18 protein-coding genes are annotated in these 16,191 nt (G+C 57.4%); 13 read left to right on the top strand and 5 right to left on the bottom strand.

Annotated elements, in window-relative coordinates; translation table 11 throughout:
• Positions 1-58: 58 nt before the first annotated feature.
• Positions 59-349, bottom strand: coding sequence for a hypothetical protein (locus CWM61_RS11030; RefSeq protein WP_061156027.1), 291 nt, complete (start codon positions 347-349; stop codon positions 59-61).
• Between the two features lie 223 nt (positions 350-572).
• On the opposite strand from CWM61_RS11030, the gene CWM61_RS11035 reads away from it, so the two are divergent.
• The 6 genes from CWM61_RS11035 to CWM61_RS11060 all read left to right on the top strand — a co-directional run bounded on the left by CWM61_RS11035 (position 573) and on the right by CWM61_RS11060 (position 7,798).
• Positions 573-770, top strand: coding sequence for a DUF2065 domain-containing protein (locus CWM61_RS11035; RefSeq protein ID WP_002885664.1), 198 nt, complete (start codon positions 573-575; stop codon positions 768-770).
• Positions 771-872: 102 nt separating this feature from the next.
• A complete protein-coding gene (locus CWM61_RS11040; protein ID WP_074387279.1) occupies positions 873-2,171 on the top strand; it encodes an adenylosuccinate synthase in 1,299 nt (432 codons plus the stop codon).
• 150 nt (positions 2,172-2,321) lie between these two features.
• Positions 2,322-2,747: a nitric oxide-sensing transcriptional repressor NsrR gene (gene nsrR / locus CWM61_RS11045; RefSeq protein ID WP_002885667.1), complete on the top strand. Its 426-nt coding sequence runs from the start codon at positions 2,322-2,324 to the stop codon at positions 2,745-2,747.
• A gap of 35 nt (positions 2,748-2,782) precedes the next feature.
• A complete protein-coding gene (rnr, locus tag CWM61_RS11050) occupies positions 2,783-5,221 on the top strand; it encodes a ribonuclease R (RefSeq protein ID WP_061156026.1) in 2,439 nt (812 codons plus the stop codon).
• A gap of 82 nt (positions 5,222-5,303) precedes the next feature.
• Complete coding sequence (gene rlmB, locus CWM61_RS11055; RefSeq protein ID WP_061156025.1) at positions 5,304-6,035, top strand: 23S rRNA (guanosine(2251)-2'-O)-methyltransferase RlmB; 732 nt, start codon at positions 5,304-5,306, stop codon at positions 6,033-6,035.
• A gap of 125 nt (positions 6,036-6,160) precedes the next feature.
• Complete coding sequence (locus tag CWM61_RS11060) at positions 6,161-7,798, top strand: isovaleryl-CoA dehydrogenase (RefSeq protein WP_100631234.1); 1,638 nt, start codon at positions 6,161-6,163, stop codon at positions 7,796-7,798.
• Here CWM61_RS11060 and yjfN read toward each other — a convergent pair.
• A complete protein-coding gene (gene yjfN / locus CWM61_RS11065) occupies positions 7,789-8,064 on the bottom strand; it encodes a DUF1471 family protease activator YjfN (RefSeq protein WP_008807186.1) in 276 nt (91 codons plus the stop codon). The genes CWM61_RS11060 and yjfN overlap by 10 nt on opposite strands.
• Before the next feature lie 137 nt (positions 8,065-8,201).
• On the bottom strand, positions 8,202-8,510 hold the full coding sequence (gene bsmA, locus CWM61_RS11070; protein WP_008807185.1) for a biofilm peroxide resistance protein BsmA: 309 nt from the start codon (positions 8,508-8,510) through the stop codon (positions 8,202-8,204).
• Between the two features lie 209 nt (positions 8,511-8,719).
• Here bsmA and yjfP point away from each other — a divergent pair, with 209 nt between their 5' ends.
• Positions 8,720-9,436 carry an esterase gene (gene yjfP, locus CWM61_RS11075; RefSeq protein WP_061156023.1) on the top strand — a complete coding sequence of 239 codons (717 nt, stop codon included), beginning with the start codon at positions 8,720-8,722 and terminating at the stop codon, positions 9,434-9,436.
• Here yjfP and ulaR read toward each other — a convergent pair.
• Both ulaR and ulaG read right to left on the bottom strand, forming a co-directional pair.
• Positions 9,433-10,188 (bottom strand): HTH-type transcriptional regulator UlaR, encoded by a 756-nt coding sequence (gene ulaR / locus CWM61_RS11080; protein WP_074387277.1) that lies wholly within the window; start codon positions 10,186-10,188, stop codon positions 9,433-9,435. The two genes, yjfP and ulaR, sit on opposite strands and share 4 nt — an antisense overlap.
• A gap of 107 nt (positions 10,189-10,295) precedes the next feature.
• Positions 10,296-11,360 (bottom strand): L-ascorbate 6-phosphate lactonase, encoded by a 1,065-nt coding sequence (gene ulaG, locus CWM61_RS11085; protein ID WP_008807182.1) that lies wholly within the window; start codon positions 11,358-11,360, stop codon positions 10,296-10,298.
• 366 nt (positions 11,361-11,726) lie between these two features.
• Between ulaG and ulaA the strand changes: the two genes are divergently transcribed.
• The 6 genes from ulaA to CWM61_RS11115 are packed head-to-tail and all read left to right on the top strand — an operon-like array spanning position 11,727 to position 16,136.
• Positions 11,727-13,127, top strand: a complete 1,401-nt coding sequence (gene ulaA, locus CWM61_RS11090) for a PTS ascorbate transporter subunit IIC (protein ID WP_100631235.1) — start codon at positions 11,727-11,729, stop codon at positions 13,125-13,127.
• A gap of 12 nt (positions 13,128-13,139) precedes the next feature.
• A complete protein-coding gene (gene ulaB / locus CWM61_RS11095; protein WP_002885682.1) occupies positions 13,140-13,445 on the top strand; it encodes a PTS ascorbate transporter subunit IIB in 306 nt (101 codons plus the stop codon).
• A 9-nt stretch (positions 13,446-13,454) separates the two neighbouring features.
• Positions 13,455-13,922 (top strand): PTS ascorbate transporter subunit IIA, encoded by a 468-nt coding sequence (gene ulaC, locus CWM61_RS11100; RefSeq protein ID WP_008807180.1) that lies wholly within the window; start codon positions 13,455-13,457, stop codon positions 13,920-13,922.
• Between the two features lie 13 nt (positions 13,923-13,935).
• Positions 13,936-14,586: a 3-keto-L-gulonate-6-phosphate decarboxylase UlaD gene (gene ulaD / locus CWM61_RS11105; RefSeq protein WP_074387274.1), complete on the top strand. Its 651-nt coding sequence runs from the start codon at positions 13,936-13,938 to the stop codon at positions 14,584-14,586.
• A 9-nt stretch (positions 14,587-14,595) separates the two neighbouring features.
• Complete coding sequence (locus tag CWM61_RS11110; protein ID WP_100631236.1) at positions 14,596-15,450, top strand: L-ribulose-5-phosphate 3-epimerase; 855 nt, start codon at positions 14,596-14,598, stop codon at positions 15,448-15,450.
• Positions 15,450-16,136, top strand: coding sequence for an L-ribulose-5-phosphate 4-epimerase (locus tag CWM61_RS11115; RefSeq protein ID WP_063266793.1), 687 nt, complete (start codon positions 15,450-15,452; stop codon positions 16,134-16,136). The genes CWM61_RS11110 and CWM61_RS11115 overlap by 1 nt, the downstream gene beginning before the upstream one ends.
• The last annotated feature ends 55 nt before the right edge of the window (positions 16,137-16,191 follow it).

A 16,191-nucleotide genomic window follows, 5' to 3' on the forward strand; every position in this document is an offset into this window, starting at 1 on the left:
AGTGCTAACGCGAAAAGGCGCCTGAAACAGGCGCCTTTTTTCATGCTGCAAAGGCTAATTAGTTGCCGAGCAGTTTGTTCAGCAGGCCACCGATCACCGGCAGACTTGCCAGCGTACTTTCGATGGTGCCACCAATGGTCGACCCAACGCTTTCGCCCAGCGTTTTGCCCAGGTCCGGCGAAAGGTCGGCCAGATTGATGGTGCCAATCAGCGGCAGATTGATGCTCAGGGCATCAGTACCCATCGTCCATACGGCGGCGCCGACCTTGCTGCCTAAGGAAGCCAGGCCATCCTGTAACCAGCCTGCGCCGCTCACATTTTCAATTTCAAATGCGGTTAATTCTCTCATGATAATCTTCCTGATTATGTAGACGTACCGGGTTGTAGTACGCGATGGCATAGTTACAATTTAAAAAATATCCAGCAATACAATTAGTTGTGAATTTTGTTTCACCTTACCGGTTCATAATGAAGATGAAATACGGGACAATGTGAAATGAGTGAATGAATTCACTATGCTGGCCGATGACGCCCGCGCGGGCGGCAATAATACTTTTCAATTAGGGTTGATAATGAACTCCACCATTTGGCTGGCGCTGGCGCTGGTTTTAGTACTCGAAGGGCTCGGCCCGCTGCTCTATCCACGCGCCTGGCGTAAAATGGTCGCCAGTCTGAGCCAGTTACCGGATAATTTATTACGTCGCTTTGGCGGCGGACTTGTGGTTGCAGGGATTGTGATCTACTACATGTTGAGGAAATCGATTGGCTGATCAAAAAGTGGTCGGATTTGCCTTATTTTGGATGCAAAAAGTGCTGTAACTCTGAAAAAGCGATGGTAGAATCCATTTTTAAGCAAACGGTGATTTTGAAAAATGGGTAACAACGTCGTCGTACTGGGCACCCAATGGGGTGACGAAGGTAAAGGGAAGATCGTCGATCTCCTGACAGAACGGGCTAAATATGTTGTGCGCTACCAGGGTGGCCATAACGCAGGCCATACTCTCGTAATCAACGGTGAAAAAACCGTCCTCCATCTTATTCCATCAGGTATTCTCCGTGAGAATGTAATCAGCATCATCGGTAACGGTGTTGTGCTGTCTCCGGCTGCGCTGATGAAAGAGATGAAAGGTCTGGAAGACCGTGGTATCCCTGTTCGTGAGCGTCTGCTGCTGTCCGAAGCCTGCCCGCTTATCCTCGACTATCACGTGGCGCTGGACGTCGCACGTGAGAAAGCACGCGGTGCGAAAGCTATCGGTACGACCGGTCGCGGTATCGGCCCGGCTTACGAAGATAAAGTTGCTCGTCGCGGCCTGCGCGTTGGCGACCTATTTGATAAAGCCACCTTCGCTGACAAACTGAAAGAAGTGATGGAATATCACAACTTTCAGCTGGTGAACTTCTACAAAGCAGAAGCGGTTGACTACCAGAAAGTGCTGGACGATGTCATGGCGATTGCCGACATCCTGACCGGCATGGTGGTTGACGTATCCGATCTGCTGGATCAGGCGCGTAAGCGCGGCGACTTCGTGATGTTCGAAGGCGCGCAGGGTACCCTGCTGGATATCGACCACGGTACCTATCCGTACGTGACTTCCTCTAACACCACTGCGGGTGGCGTGGCAACCGGCTCCGGCCTGGGTCCGCGTTATGTGGATTACGTCCTGGGCATCATCAAAGCTTACTCAACTCGCGTAGGCGCGGGTCCGTTCCCGACCGAGCTGTTTGATGAAACTGGCGAGTTCCTCTGCAAGCAGGGTAACGAATTCGGCGCCACCACCGGCCGTCGTCGTCGTACCGGCTGGCTGGACGCGGTTGCAGTACGCCGCGCGGTGCAGATTAACTCCCTGTCCGGCTTCTGCCTGACTAAACTGGACGTCCTCGACGGCCTGAAAGAAGTGAAAATCTGCGTCGGCTACCGTATGCCGGATGGCCGCGAAGTGACCACCACTCCGCTGGCTGCCGACAACTGGGAAGGTATCGAGCCTATCTACGAAACCATGCCGGGCTGGTCCGAAACCACCTTCGGCGTGAAAGAGCGCCGCGGTCTGCCGCAGGCAGCGCTGAACTATATCCAGCGTATTGAAGAGCTGACCGGCGTGCCGGTGGATATCATCTCTACTGGTCCAGACCGTACCGAGACCATGATTCTGCGCGACCCGTTCGACGCGTAATCACTCTCAAGGGGCGCCGTTCGGGCGCCCTTGTTTTTGCTGTTCGCCCGCCCCATTTCAAATAAATTAGCGGCCTGAGCGCTGGCTGGTTTATCATCAATAATAATGATGTCGCTCGACATACCCTGTTTTCTTTTCCCTGAGGTTTATGTGCAGTTAACGAGTTTCACCGATTACGGATTACGCGCGCTGATTTATATGGCGTCGCTGCCGGAAGGACGCATGACCAGCATCTCGGAAGTGACCGAGGTCTATGGCGTCTCCCGTAATCATATGGTTAAAATAATCAATCAGTTAAGCCGTATGGGCTACGTGACTGCCGTGCGGGGGAAGAATGGGGGTATTCGCCTCGGTAAACCAGCAGGGCAGATCCGCGTGGGTGACGTGGTGCGCGATCTTGAACCCTTATCGCTGGTCAACTGCAGCAGCGAATTTTGCCACATCACACCAGCCTGTCGTCTGAAACAGGCGCTAGCTGAAGCCGCGCAGAGTTTTCTCAAGGAGCTGGATAACTATACGCTGGCTGATTTGGTTGAGAAGAATCAACCGCTTTATAAATTATTACTGGTGGAGTGAACCACTCTGCCGGAGATGACAACGGAGGAACCGATATGTCACAAGATCCATTCCAGGAACGCGAAGCTGAGAAGTACGCGAATCCCATCCCGAGCCGGGAATTTATCCTCGAACATTTAACCAAACGGGAAAAGCCTGCCAGCCGCGATGAGCTGGCCATCGAGTTAAATATTGAGGGCGAAGAACAAATAGAAGCGCTGCGCCGCCGCCTGCGCGCGATGGAGCGCGACGGTCAGCTGGTCTTCACACGCCGCCAGTGCTATGCGCTGCCGGAGCGCCTTGATCTCCTCAAAGGTACCGTTATTGGCCACCGTGATGGCTTTGGGTTCCTGCGCGTTGAAGGGCGCAAGGACGATCTGTATCTGTCGTCAGAGCAGATGAAAACCTGTATTCACGGTGACCAGGTGCTGGCCCAGCCACTGGGTGCGGACCGTAAGGGTCGCCGCGAGGCGCGCATCGTTCGCGTGCTGGTACCGAAAACCAGCCAGATTGTTGGCCGCTACTTCACCGACGCTGGCGTCGGCTTCGTCGTCCCGGACGACAGCCGCCTGAGTTTCGATATCCTGATCCCGCCTGAAGAAATCATGGGCGCGCGGATGGGCTACGTGGTGGTGGTCGAACTGACCCAGCGCCCAACCCGCCGCACTAAAGCGGTCGGGAAAATCGTCGAAGTGCTGGGCGACAACATGGGCACCGGCATGGCCGTCGATATGGCGCTGCGTACCCATGAAATTCCTTACGTCTGGCCGCCAGCGGTGGAAAAACAGGTTTCCGGCCTCAAAGAGCAGGTGCCGGAAGAGGCGAAAGCCGGACGCGTCGATCTGCGCTCTCTGCCGCTGGTCACTATTGATGGCGAAGATGCCCGCGACTTCGATGACGCGGTGTACTGCGAGAAGAAACGTGGCGGCGGCTGGCGTCTGTGGGTGGCTATCGCCGACGTGAGCTACTATGTGCGCCCTGGTACGCCGCTGGACGGCGAAGCGCGTAGCCGCGGGACGTCGGTCTACTTCCCGTCGCAGGTGGTACCGATGCTGCCGGAAGTGCTGTCGAACGGCCTGTGCTCGCTGAACCCGCAGGTCGATCGCCTGTGTATGGTGTGCGAGATGACGATTTCGTCAAAAGGCCGCCTGACCGGCTTTAAGTTCTATGAAGCGGTGATGAGTTCACATGCTCGCCTGACCTACACCAAAGTGTGGCATATGCTGCAGGGCGATCAGGAGCTGCGCGAACACTACGCGCCGCTGGTGAAGCATATTGAAGAGCTGCATAACCTCTACAAAGTGCTGGATAGCGCCCGCGAAGAGCGCGGCGGTATCTCATTTGAAAGTGAAGAAGCTAAATTCATCTTCAATGCCGAACGCCGTATTGAGCGTATCGAACAGACTCAGCGTAACGATGCGCATAAGCTGATTGAAGAGTGTATGATCCTGGCGAACATCTCCGCCGCGCGTTTCGTTGAGAAAGCGCAGGAGCCGGCACTGTTCCGTATCCACGATAAGCCAAGCACCGAAGCGATTACCTCCTTCCGTACCGTGCTGGCTGAGCTGGGACTGGAGCTGCCGGGCGGCAACAAGCCGGAGCCGCGCGATTACGCCGAACTGTTGACCTCCATTGCCGATCGCCCGGATGCAGAAATGCTGCAAACGATGCTCCTGCGCTCCATGAAGCAGGCAGTTTACGATCCGGAAAACCGTGGCCACTTTGGCCTGGCGCTGCAGTCATACGCCCACTTCACCTCGCCGATTCGCCGCTACCCGGATCTGTCGCTGCACCGCGCCATCAAGTATCTGCTGGCAAAAGAGCAGGGACATAAAGGGAATAGCACTGAGACCGGCGGCTGGCACTACAGCATGGAAGAGATGCTGCAGCTGGGCCAGCACTGTTCGATGACCGAGCGCCGCGCCGACGAAGCGACGCGTGAAGTATCCGACTGGCTGAAGTGCGACTTCATGCAGGATCAGGTGGGCAACACCTTCTCCGGTGTCATCGCCAGCGTGACCGGCTTTGGCTTCTTTGTCCGCCTGAACGATCTGTTTATTGACGGTCTGGTGCATGTCTCCTCCCTGGATAACGACTATTACCGTTTTGACCAGGTTGGCCAGCGGCTGATCGGCGAGTCCGGCGGCCAGACTTATCGTCTGGGCGACCGTGTGGAAGTCCGCGTGGAAGCCGTCAACATGGACGAGCGTAAGATTGATTTCAGCCTGATTTCCAGCGAGCGTGCGCCGCGTAATGTTGGCAAAACTGCCCGTGAGAAAGCGAAAAAGAGCACCTCTGGCAAACCGGGTGGCCGTCGCCGCCAGGTGGGTAAACAGGTGAACTTCGAGCCGGATAGCGCGTTCCGCAAAGAAAAAGAGCAGGCTAAAGCGAAGCCCAAAGGCGAGAAGAAAGCGAAAAAACCGTCGGCGAAAACACAGAAAATCGCCGCCGCGACCAAAGCCAAGCGCGCGGCAAAGAAGAAAATCGCCGAGTGATTGACGTCCCTTCACTCCAGAAGTCTGCTGGCGCAGAACGGGGTGAAGGGGACGGATAACAGAACCTAAAACGAGTACATCAATGAGTGAAATGATTTACGGCATCCATGCGGTGCAGGCACTGCTGGAACGCGCACCTGAGCGTTTTCAGGAAGTTTATATTCTGAAAGGCCGTGAGGATAAACGCCTGCTGCCGCTGATCCATGCCCTGGAAGCGCAGGGCGTGGTGATTCAGGTGGCCAACCGCCAGTTCCTCGATGAGAAGAGCGAAGGCGCGGTGCATCAGGGGATCATTGCCCGCGTGAAGCCAGGACGTCAGTATCAGGAGAACGATCTGCCGGATCTGCTGGCGCAGCACGATCAGCCGTTCCTGCTGATCCTCGACGGCGTAACCGATCCGCACAACCTCGGCGCCTGCCTGCGTAGCGCCGACGCCGCCGGCGTGCATGCGGTGATCGTGCCGCGAGATCGTTCCGCTCAGCTGAATGCGACGGCGAAGAAAGTGGCCTGCGGCGCGGCGGAGAACGTCCCGCTGATCCGCGTGACCAACCTGGCGCGCACCATGCGTCTGCTGCAGGAAGAAAACGTCTGGATCGTCGGGACCGCTGGCGAAGCCGACCATACGCTGTTCCAGAGCAAAATGACCGGCCCGATGGCACTGGTGATGGGCGCTGAAGGCGAAGGTATGCGTCGTCTGACCCGCGAGCACTGCGATGAGCTGATCAGCATCCCGATGGCGGGCAGCGTCTCCTCGCTGAACGTCTCGGTGGCTACCGGCATCTGCCTGTTTGAAGCGGTCCGCCAGCGCAGCTAAGCTGAACCGTCGACGAATCAAAAAAAGCCATCCTTCGGGATGGCTTTTTTGTGACCGCATTCGCGGGCGAGAATCCCCCAGGAAAACCATACTTATGGCTATCGCCATTGATGGAGGGAGACACGATGCACTGGCAAACGCACACCGTTTTTAATCAACCGACTCCGCTGAATAACAGCAATCTTTTCCTGTCCGATACCGCCCTGCGTGAAGCGGTGGTCCGCGAAGGCGCCGGCTGGGATGGCGATCTGCTCGCCAGCATTGGCCAGCAGCTGGGGACCGCCGAATCACTGGAGCTGGGACGCCTGGCCAACAGTAACCCACCGGAGCTGCTGCGTTATGACGCCACCGGCGCCCGGCTGGACGACGTGCGCTTCCATCCCGCCTGGCACCTGCTGATGCAGGGGCTGTGTGCAAACCGGGTGCATAACCTCGCCTGGCAGGAGGATGCCCGTGAAGGCGCTTTTGTCGCCCGCGCCGCTCGCTTTCTGCTCCATGCCCAGGTGGAGGCTGGGACATTGTGCCCGATTACCATGACCTTCGCCGCGACGCCGCTGCTGCAGCACGCCCTGCCCGCGCCCTTTCGCGACTGGCTGTCGCCGCTGCTTAGCGACCGTTACGATCCCCATCTTGCGCCGGGCGGTCAGAAGCGCGGCCTGCTGATTGGCATGGGGATGACCGAGAAGCAAGGGGGCTCTGATGTGCTGAGCAATACCACCCGCGCGGAGAAAACGGCGGAAGGGTTTTACCGGCTGGTGGGACACAAGTGGTTCTTCTCGGTGCCGCAGAGCGATGCCCACCTGGTGCTGGCCCAGGCCCCCGCGGGACTGTCGTGCTTCTTTGTGCCGCGTCTGCTGCCCGACGGGCAGCGCAACGGCGTGCGTCTTGAACGCTTAAAAGAGAAGCTCGGCAACCGCTCCAACGCCAGCAGTGAAGTGGAGTTTTATGATGCCTGCGGCTGGCTGGTGGGCGAAGAGGGCGACGGTGTGCGGCAGATCCTCAGGATGGGCGGCCTGACCCGCTTTGACTGCGCGCTGGGCAGCCATGCCCTGATGCGTCGCGCCTTCTCGGTGGCGCTGTATCACGCGCTACAGCGTCAGGCGTTTGGCAAAAACCTGGTCGATCAGCCGATGATGCGCCAGCTGCTGGGGCAAATGGCGCTGCGTCTGGAGGGGCAAACCGCGTTTCTGTTTCGTCTGGCTCGCGCCTGGGACCGTCGGGATGATGCCCGGGAAAGCGCATGGGCGCGCCTGTTTACGCCTGCGGCCAAGTTTGCCATCTGCAAGGCCGGTATCCCGTTTGTCGCCGAGGCGATGGAAGTGCTCGGCGGCATCGGCTATTGCGAGGAGAGCGAACTCCCGCGCCTCTACCGTGAGATGCCGGTCAACAGCATCTGGGAAGGTTCCGGCAACATTATGTGTCTCGATGTCATGCGGGTGCTCAGCAAGCAGCCGGCGGCGATGGAGCTGCTGGCGGCAGAGTGCGCGGAGGTGAAAGGACAGAATCGCCATCTCGACCGCGCGTGGCGTCAACTGCAGCAACTGCTGAAACGGCCCGCCGAAGAGCAGGGGAGAGAGATTGCCCGGCTGGTCTATCGTCTTGGCGCGGGGGCGCAGATGCTGCGCCACGCTTCGCCGCCGCTGGCTGAAGCCTGGTGTCGGATGATGCTCGACACCCGCGGCGACATGCGTCTTGATGCGCCGACCCTCGACGACCTGCTGCTGCGGGCCATGGGGCGCGGGCGCCAGGCGCCTCAGGCGTAGAGAATGGCCTGTACGCGCCAGCTGTCCGGCTGTTGTTCTTCGTACATCTGAATAATGCGATACCAGGAGGCGCCTTGCTCGTCCGCTTTGCGGGCAATGGCGTGCTCCACATCCTGTTGGCTGCCGGAAAGATTAGTGACGGAGATCAGACCGATTTCATTCAGGCCAGTGACGCAATCCGCGCTGGCGAATTCGGCTGACTGCGCGGACGTATTGGCCGTCGCAGCGGTAAACAGCAGGCTGGGTAGGGTAAAAGATCGTTTCATCGTCAGCTCCATTTCACGTAGTCCCAAGGGCAGTCCGTTGCTAACGTCCTGCCAGGTGGCTGGCCGAACGTTATTATGCACAGGAGAACGTGAATGGACGCAAAGCTGTGTAAAGCAGATTTAAAGACGCCGCCTCGTCATCGACGATAGAGGATCGCCTGCGAATACCACTGGCCGGGTACCATGGTGTCATCGATCATGATGATGACGTAGTAATCGGCTTTGGCCGCTTCTGCTTTGGCCTTCAGCGCTGCTTCGACATCCATCGGCGAACCGTACATCAGCACACTCACCGTGGCCATTTTCTGCAGGCCAGCCGTCTGATTACGCTGGATCTCCTGCGGATGGTCGGTGGCGGGCGGAGGGGCTTCCGGCGTCCCCTGCAGGGCACTACACCCGCTGAGCACGATAGCCAGTAGCCACGGTGAAAACCTGCGCATAACCATATCTCGTTTCCTGATAGTGATAGTGTAGTGGTAGCCTTAACAGGATTTCCGGGGAATGTTCCCGAACTGTTATCTCTGACGCGATTTTCGAATGAAAATGTTGTGAAAGCGTAACCAGGTTCTCAACATTATGAATCGTAGCAAACCGGGTTGCCTGGTGAATGAATTTTCCCATGACGCCTAACCACGATAGAGAAGGGAGACGATAAATGATTGCACTAGAAATGCGCAACCTCGGCGGCGGTGAAATTTTGCATGCCTGCCCACAGGAGAGTCTGGATAAACCTTTGCCCTGTATCGTCTTTTATCATGGCTTTACCTCCTCGAAGCTGGTCTACAGCTACTTTGCGGTGGCGTTGGCCGAGGCGGGCTTCCGGGTGATCATGCCGGACGCCCCGGAGCATGGGGCGCGTTATCAGGGCGACGAGGCCGGGCGGATGCAGCGCTTCTGGCCGATCCTGCAGCAGAATTTCAGGGAGTTTCCCGCGCTGCGCGAGGCGATTATCGCCGAGGGATGGCTGGAGGGAGAGCGGCTGGCGGTGGCTGGCGCCTCGATGGGAGGGATGACGGCGCTGGGTATCATGACGCACCATCCCGAACTGAACAGCGTCGCTTGTCTGATGGGGTCGGGCTATTTTCGTTCGCTGTCGCAAACCCTGTTTCCCTCGCCTGGCTTTGATGCTGACAGTCTCCGCGAGTGGGATGTCAGCCATCAGCTGGCGTCCCTTGCCCGGCGGCCGCTGTTGCTCTGGCATGGGGACGCTGACGATGTGGTGCCGCCGGAAGAGACCTTTCGTCTTGAGCAGGCGCTGCGGCAAGGCGATCTTGCCGCCAGGCTGACCTGCGTCTGGCAAAAGGGCGTCCGCCATCGCATTACGCCAGAGGCGCTGGCCGCGACGGTCGCCTTTTTCCGCCAGCATCTTTAAACGCGGATCACGCTGACGCCCTGATCCTCAAGCTGTTTGAGGATTGCGGCATCAGCCTGTTTCCCGGTGATCACCACGTCAATTTGCCTGGCCTGGCTGAATAACATCCCGGCGCGCTCGCCGATCTTGCTGCTGTCGACCAGCACCGCCAGTTTGCCGACCACGCTGAGCATTTTCTGCTCGGCCATGGCGGTCAACATATCGGTTTTGTAGAGCCCTTCGGCGGTGAGCCCTTTGCCGCTGGTGAACATCCAGTGCCCGGCATACAGGCTGTTTTCGCTACCGTGGGGGCTGAGTGTGATGGCGTGGCTGCGGTTATACTGCCCGCCCATGATAATCACGCTGTCGTGCTCCTGATCGATCAGATAATTAGCCAGCGGCAGATAGTTGGTGATGATCTGCACCGGTTTACCGCACAGTTCCCGTCCCAGCAGAAAGGCGGTGGAGCCGCAGTTAATGACGATACTTTCCCCTGGCGCGATCAACTGCGAAGCGGCGCGTGCAATACGCACTTTTTCATCCAGATTTTGCGCCTGGTGGATGTTCATTGGCGTCCAGCGGGGGCGCTGCTCACTAATGGCTTCCGCGCCATTGCGAACCTTTTTCAGTTTGCCGCTTTCATCCAGCTTGTTGATATCACGTCGGGCGGTTGCGGGTGAGATCCCGAGCCGCGACATCACCTGCTCTACGGTAACAAACCCCGTTTGGGCGAGCAGATCCAGCAGAATTTGGTGCCTTTGCGCTTCCGTCATGAGCGAATCCGATTAAAAGTGAACGGCAAAGATGATATTTGAAATCATGTGAAAATACTAACCCTGCGGCGGGGTATTTCCGGCAGGCAGTGCCTGCCGGAGGCGGCTTACAGGAAGGATTTGAACGGCAGGTCCGGCTCAATGGTGAAGCAGTCATCGAAGCCGCGCGGGTAGTGATATTCGAAATTGTCTTTATCCAGCGGCCAGGTAAATTTGCCGCCGACCTGCCAGATAAACGGCTTGAAGCCGTACTTCAGACGATCCTTTTTCATCTCCCACAGGACGCGGATCTCCTGCGGATCGGCCTGAAAGTTTGACCAGATATCATGGTGGAACGGGATCACCACTTTGGCGTTGAGCGACTCCGCCATACGCAGGATATCGGCGCTGGTCATTTTGTCGGTGATGCCGCGCGGGTTCTCGCCATACGAGCCGAGGGCGACGTCAATTTGATGCTCGTTGCCGTGTTTCGCGTAGTAGTTGGAGTAGTGGGAATCGCCGCTGTGGTAGAGATTGCCACCCGGTGTTTTAAACAGATAGTTGACTGCGCGCTGGTCCATGCCGTCCGGCAGCACGCCGGCGGCTTTTTGATCCGCCGGGAGGGTGATCAGCGCCGTGCGATCGAACGCGTCGAGCGCGTGGATCTCAATGTCTTTGATCTTCACTACATCGCCGGGCTTCATGACGATACACCGCGCTTTCGGTACGCCCCAGCCTATCCACAGATCGACGCAGGTTTTCGGCCCAATAAAGGGCACATCGGCAGGGCAGTTCTGCATCACGGCGGCGGCGACGTTGACGTCAATATGATCGTTATGATCATGGGTCGCCAGTACGGCGTCAATTTGGCGAATGGCGAACGGATCGAGCACGAACGGCGTGGTGCGCAGGTTCGGCTGCAGTTTCTTCACACCCGCCATCCGCTGCATTTGATGGCCGGTTTTCATCAGCGGATTGCCGTGGCTCTGTTTGCCGGTGCCGCACCAGAAATCGACGCAGACGTTAGCTCCACCCTCGGATTTTAACCAGATGCCGGTACAGCCCAGCCACCACATGGCGAAGGTGCCTGGCGCAACCTGCTCTTGTTCAATCTCTTCATTCAGCCAGCTACCCCATTCCGGAAAGGTGTTCAGGATCCATGATTCTCGGGTGATGGTTTGGACTTTACTCATCGCGGTCTTCCTCATGCATTTTCAAAAGTAATCATTATTTGATTGGTTTTGATTTATGTTGTCACTGTGTTTTCAAGATTGCAATCTTGTTTTCCTGCATTTTTGCGAGGCATCGCGCATAATTTCCGGGCTCTATCCGCTCAAATTGACGTTAGATGTTGTTTTATCTATATGATTTAAAGATGTTTATTTATGTCTCTATGTACGTAATTGGTAATGACCTGAGGTAAAGTAAGGATTATTGCGGTGTACGTCACATTTAATCAAATTCAATCTTGTTGTGATTATTTTTGATTATTAGAGTGATGGCGACGACAACTGCTGAGCGACATGCGCGTTCAAAGCCTTCCTCTTCTGGAGTGTGTTATGGAGATCCTCTACAACATCTTTACCGTCTTCTTTAATCAGGTCATGACCAATGCCCCGCTGCTGCTGGGTATCGTGACCTGTCTTGGCTATATCCTGTTGCGTAAAAGCGTCAGCGTGATTATCAAAGGTACGATCAAAACCATCATTGGTTTCATGCTGTTACAAGCCGGTTCCGGCATCCTCACCAGCACCTTTAAGCCGGTGGTGGCGAAAATGTCAGAGGTCTATGGCATCAATGGCGCGATTTCCGACACTTACGCCTCGATGATGGCGACCATCGACCGGATGGGCGAGGCCTACAGCTGGGTGGGGTATGCGGTGCTCCTGGCACTGGCGCTCAACATCTGTTATGTCCTGCTGCGGCGCATTACCGGTATCCGCACCATCATGCTGACTGGCCATATCATGTTTCAGCAGGCGGGGCTGATTGCGGTCTCGTTCTTCATCTTTGGTTACGGGATGTGGACGACTATTATCTGCACTGCGGTACTGGTCTCCCTGTACTGGGGGATCACCTCCAACATGATGTTCAAGCCGACTCAGCTGGTCACCGACGGCTGCGGTTTTTCCATCGGTCACCAGCAGCAGTTTGCCTCGTGGATTGCCTACAAAGTGGCGCCGTATCTGGGGAAAAAAGAGGAGAGCGTCGAAGAGCTCAAGCTGCCCGGCTGGCTGAATATCTTCCACGACAACATCGTTTCTACCGCGATTGTGATGACCATTTTCTTTGGCGCGATCCTGCTTTCCTTCGGTATTGATGTAGTGCAGGCGATGGCGGGTAAAACCCACTGGACGGTCTATATCCTGCAGACCGGTTTCTCCTTCGCGGTGGCAATTTTCATCATTACCCAGGGCGTGCGGATGTTCGTCGCCGAACTGTCCGAAGCCTTCAACGGTATCTCGCAACGCCTGATCCCCGGCGCGGTGCTGGCGATTGACTGCGCCGCGATCTACAGCTTTGCGCCGAATGCGGTGGTGTGGGGCTTTATGTGGGGCACCATCGGCCAGCTGATTGCCGTCGGCATTCTGGTCGGCATCGGCTCTTCAATTCTGATTATTCCAGGCTTTATCCCGATGTTCTTCTCCAACGCGACGATTGGCGTTTTTGCCAACCACTTCGGCGGCTGGCGCGCGGCGCTCAAGATCTGCCTGGTGATGGGCATGATTGAAATCTTCGGCTGCGTATGGGCGGTGAAGCTCACCGGTATGAGCGCCTGGATGGGGATGGCGGACTGGTCGATTCTGGCGCCGCCGATGATGCAGGGCTTCGCCTCCATCGGGCTGGCGTTTATGGCCGTCATCATCCTGATTGCACTGGCTTATATGTTCTTCGCCGGCCGCGCACTGCGCGCCGAGGAAGACGCGGAAAAACAACTGGCAGAGGCCTCTGCCCAATAAGGAGTTCTGATTATGACCGTACGTATTCTGGCTGTGTGTGGCAACGGGCAAGGCAGTTCCATGATCATGAAAATGAAGGTGGATCAGTTCCTGACGCAATCCAACATCGACCACACGGTAAACAGCTGCGCGGTAGGTGAATACAAAAGCGAGCTGAACGGCGCGGATATCATCATCGCTTCAACCCATATCGCGGGGGAGATTACCGTCTCCGGCAATAAACACGTGGTGGGCGTACGCAATATGCTGTCGCCGGCGGATTTCGGCCCAAAACTGCTGGAGGTGATCAAAGCTCACTTCCCGCAGGACGTGAAATAAGGAGCGGCCATGAAACTCCATGACTCACTGGCGCAGAACCACTCCATTCGCCTGCAGGCGGAAGCGGAAACCTGGCAGGAGGCGGTGAAGATCGGCGTCGATTTGCTGGTGGCCGCCGACGTAGTGGAACCGCGCTACTACCAGGCGATCCTCGACGGCGTCGCGCAGCATGGCCCCTATTTTGTTATCGCGCCGGGGCTGGCGATGCCGCACGGGCGGCCGGAAGAGGGCGTCAAAAAAACCGGCTTTGCGCTGGTGACGCTAAAAAAACCGTTGATTTTCAATCACGAAGATAACGACCCGGTCGACATCCTGATCACTATGGCGGCGGTTGACGCCACCACCCACCAGGAGGTGGGCATCATGCAGATCGTTAACCTGTTTGACGATGAAGCCAATTTCGACCGTTTACGCGCCTGCCGTAGCGAGCAGGAAGTGCTGGATTTAATCAAAAACGCCACCGCGGCGGCTGTTTAAAAGGAACACCATCATGTCATTACCTATGTTACAGGTCGCTCTGGACAACCAAACGCTGGCCAGCGCCTATGAAACGACCCGCCTGATCGCCGAAGAGGTGGATATCATTGAAGTCGGCACTATTCTTTGCGTCGGCGAAGGGGTGCGTGCGGTGCGCGATCTGAAAGCGCTGTATCCGCATAAAATCGTGCTGGCGGACGCCAAAATTGCCGACGCCGGCAAGATCCTGTCGCGGATGTGCTTTGAAGCCAACGCCGACTGGGTCACGGTGATCTGCTGTGCCGATATCAATACCGCCAAAGGGGCGCTGGACGTCGCCAAAGAATATAACGGCGATGTGCAAATTGAGCTGACCGGCTTCTGGACCTGGGAGCAGGCGCAGGCATGGCGCGAGGCGGGTATTCAGCAGGTGGTCTATCACCGCAGCCGCGACGCACAGGCGGCAGGCGTGGCGTGGAGCGAGGCGGATATCAGCGCGATTAAACGTTTGTCCGATATGGGCTTCAAAGTGACTGTCACCGGCGGCCTGGCGCTGGAAGACCTGCCGCTGTTCGCCGGGATCCCTATCCACGTCTTTATTGCCGGGCGCAGCATCCGCGATGCCGCCTCGCCGGTGGAAGCGGCGCGCCAGTTTAAACGCTCAATCGCCCAGCTGTGGGGTTAAGGAGCGGTTATGTTGGCGAAATCCATTCCGCTCGGCATCTATGAAAAAGCGCTCCCCGCCGGGGAGTGCTGGCTGGAGCGGCTGCAGCTGGCGAAGGCGCTGGGTTTTGATTTTGTGGAAATGTCTCTCGATGAAACGGACGTTCGCCTTGCGCGACTGGACTGGAGCCCCGAGCAGCGTCTGGCGCTGGTCAAGGCGGTGGCTGACACCGGCGTCCGGGTACCATCGATGTGCCTTAGCGCCCATCGCCGTTTTCCGCTGGGTAGTGAAGACGACGCGGTGCGTCATCAGGGGCTGGAAATTATGCGTAAAGCCATCCAGCTGGCGCAGGATGTGGGGATCCGGGTGATCCAGCTGGCAGGCTACGACGTCTATTACCAGCAGGCGAACGATGAGACGCGCCGCCGCTTTCGCGACGGCCTGAAACAGAGCGTCGAGATGGCCAGCCGTGCCCAAGTCACGCTGGCGATGGAGATCATGGATTACCCGCTGATGAACTCGATCAGTAAGGCCTTAGGCTACGCCCATTACCTGAATAATCCGTGGTTCCAGCTTTACCCTGATATCGGCAATCTGTCAGCGTGGGATAACGACGTCCAGATGGAACTGAAGGCGGGGATCGGGCATATCGTGGCGGTACACGTCAAAGACACGAAACCTGGCGTCTTTAAAAACGTGCCGTTCGGCGAAGGGGTGGTTGATTTTGAACGCTGCTTCGAAACGCTCAAGCAAACCGGCTACTGTGGCCCGTACCTGATTGAGATGTGGAGCGAAACCAGCACTGACCCGCTGGCGGAGGTGGCGAAGGCACGTGACTGGGTGAAGGCGCGGATGGCCCGCGCGGGCCTGATGGAGGCGGCGTAATGCAACAACTGAAACAGCAGGTGTTCGAGGCCAATATGGATCTGCCGCGCTACGGCCTGGTGACCTTCACCTGGGGCAATGTCAGCGCCATTGACCGGCAGCGCGGGCTGGTGGCGATCAAGCCCAGCGGCGTCGCCTATGAGACCATGAAGGCGGACGATATGGTTGTCGTGGATCTTGAGGGCAACGTGGTGGAAGGGCTGTATCGCCCCTCTTCCGATACCGCCACCCATCTGGCGCTCTATCGTCGTTATCCCGACCTTGGCGGGGTGGTGCATACCCACTCGACGCATGCCACCGCCTGGGCGCAGGCGGGGCTGGCGATCCCGGCGCTCGGCACCACTCATGCGGATTATTTCTTCGGTGATATCCCCTGCACCCGGGCGCTTAGCGCACAGGAGGTGGACGAGGCTTACGAGCTGAACACCGGGCAGGTGATTATCGAAACGCTGGGTGCGTCGAATCCGCTGCATACGCCAGGGATCGTCGTCTATCAGCACGGGCCGTTTGCCTGGGGCAAAGACGCCCACGAGGCGGTACACAACGCGGTGGTGATGGAAGAAGTGGCGCGCATGGCGTGGATTGCCCGCGGCATTAATCCGCAGCTGCAGCCAATCGACAGCTGGCTGATGAAAAAACATTTTCTGCGTAAACACGGGCCAAACGCCTACTACGGGCAGAAGTAAACAGCGCGCTCCGGGGCTTTCACCGTCACGGTGAAGCAACTGGTCTGGCCCCGGA

The organism is Klebsiella sp. K-Nf6, from assembly GCF_002806655.1.
In the GTDB taxonomy this organism is placed as follows: domain Bacteria; phylum Pseudomonadota; class Gammaproteobacteria; order Enterobacterales; family Enterobacteriaceae; genus Klebsiella; species Klebsiella variicola.